The 2,043-nt window shown below is 53.1% G+C and carries 3 protein-coding genes; all 3 read right to left on the bottom strand.

The features are described 5' to 3' along the window. Nucleotides 1-102: 102 nt before the first annotated feature. The 3 genes from AN189_RS18625 to AN189_RS18620 are packed head-to-tail and all read right to left on the bottom strand — an operon-like array spanning nt 103 to nt 1,936. Nucleotides 103-405 (bottom strand): hypothetical protein, encoded by a 303-nt coding sequence (locus AN189_RS18625; protein WP_056039680.1) that lies wholly within the window; start codon nt 403-405, stop codon nt 103-105. Between the two features lie 11 nt (nt 406-416). Beyond that, nucleotides 417-1,262 carry a DNA cytosine methyltransferase gene (locus AN189_RS19015; RefSeq protein WP_083484517.1) on the bottom strand — a complete coding sequence of 282 codons (846 nt, stop codon included), beginning with the start codon at nt 1,260-1,262 and terminating at the stop codon, nt 417-419. Nucleotides 1,263-1,264: 2 nt separating this feature from the next. After that, entirely contained in the window at nt 1,265-1,936 is a 672-nt protein-coding gene (locus tag AN189_RS18620; protein WP_253279670.1) for a recombinase family protein, read from the bottom strand. Nucleotides 1,937-2,043: the final 107 nt, after the last annotated feature.

Raw genomic sequence — 2,043 nt, 5'->3', positions numbered from 1 at the left:
CTGAAACAATCAATCAAAAACAATAACTTAGGTTGAAATAGTTCCAACTTTACGGCCTAAAAGTTTCAAAGACTTAGGCGAATAGTTCCAAATTTTTCGCTCCTATTGTGTTTCGTTTGTTTTTACACCAATGCCAGCAAGCAACAAAGCACCGCCTGCCCGCTCATCCTCTTGCTCATCATACCAACGCCTCGAAAACTTTGGCATATCATCCGCAATGCGTTTCGCTATCTCATCAGAAACTTCGCCTGCCATCCGTTCAAAATCGCACTTCAACTCATCAAGGCCAGCCATAGGTAGCTTGTCCAGCCATCCGGCGGGCCTTGTGTAATTTGTGAAGCCAGCAGAGTTACGGGAAATATACAGCATGACAATCATGCGGTCGATTTCATCCTTACGTGGCATCAAGCAGACTCCTATTGTGACCACGCCAAAACAGACGCATCGATAAATTTAGCGGCAAGGCGCGGATCTATGGCATTGCCGTAGGCACGCTGTTGCGCCAATCGATCGGATACCCCATTAACCAGCGGGAATGATCCGGGTTCAACCGGCCGCCAAGCCCCATCCCAGCAGTGCAATCTGTCAGCGCCACGCCATCCGTCGAAACCCTCGACAACCGATGATCTGCAATGACCTTCGGCTTGGCCCGCTCCGACGGCGCAACGTGCCCCGTCACTAGTGCAATCGTTTTGCGCGCGCTGTCCGTATTGCCCGCCTCGTTGTAACTGCCCGTTGCTTTCGTCCCAGCCATCGGCGTCGGCCACGGCAACAAAGTAGAGCCGTTGCCTGATATGCGCGGAACCGACCCCCGCAGCGCACAGATCGGCCCCCCCGACTGCATATCCCAGACTTTCCATTTCAGAACGCACCCCGGAAAACCAAGACCGTCCAAGCGGGCTTGCAGATTGCTCACCAAAGACGATTGAAGGCGCGCAGACCTCAATGAGGCGTTGCCAGACCGGGAACAAATGCCGGTCGTCGTCAAAGGCGTTTCCCGATCCCGACTGACTAAATGGCTGGCAAGGGCAGGAACCTGTCCAGACTGGCTTTTCATCAGGCCATCCGGCAAGCCGCAAGGCATAAGACCACCCGCCGATTCCGGCGAAAAAGTGACACTGATTATACCCTTTAAGATCGTCGGCTGCGACATCCTCAATACTCCTGTTATCCACATCACCGGGCGCAATTAACCCCTTAGAAATCAGAGATTTAAGCCAACTTGCGGCAAAATCATCATTCTCATTGTAGTAGACCGTCAAAACTAAACCCTTTCCATTGTCTTTTGATCAAAGCCCGGAAACCCGCGCCCTTTCCAATTTGCGTAAGAGGTATGCGATGCCATCGGTGGCAGCTTGGACCCCGGAACAGCGTTCAAATCCTTGACGATATCGCGGGCACTCATCTCGCCGTCAGGGATTGAGCCTGATCGCCACAACTCAACAAACCGGGCAAATCGCAGCGGGCAATCAAGAATGCGATGCTTAGGCCCCATGCGGACGCCGCGCGCACGCGCAGACGCCATCCCGGCCTTAGTTCGCACCGCCGTCATATCGCGCTCAAACTGCGCAAGCCCCGCCATCAGCGTGACCATGAATTTGCCCATCGGCGTCGTCAGGTCAAAAGCCTCTGTCAGACTGCGAAATAGAATTTTCTCTTTCGCCAGATCATCCACAAACATGACAACTTCAATCATGTTGCGACCTATCCGGTCCAGCCGCCAGACCACCAGCGCATCACCTTCGCGCATAACCCGGCGCACGCGATCCAGCACCGGGCGCTTAGTCGTTTTGCCCGACAGCTTTTCGGTGAAAATACGGTTTTCAGGCACACCAGCAGCGCGCAGCGCGTCTAGTTGCAGATCAAGGTTTTGTTCCTCGGTCGAAACGCGGGCGTAGCCGTAAAGTTCGCCCGAAAAGTCTGGAATGCTCAACATATCGAACATTACGCACCGACCGTTCATAATGTCAACATAATGAACGATTGTGTTTGACAGTCATTGTGAACACCATTATGAACAGTAGCAGAGAAACCAAACACAGA

It is taken from the genome of Loktanella sp. 3ANDIMAR09 (genome assembly GCF_001420005.1).
Classification (GTDB): Bacteria; Pseudomonadota; Alphaproteobacteria; order Rhodobacterales; family Rhodobacteraceae; genus Loktanella.
The sequence above is the reverse complement of the archived record's forward strand: the minus strand, read 5'-3'. Positions and strand labels throughout refer to the sequence as shown.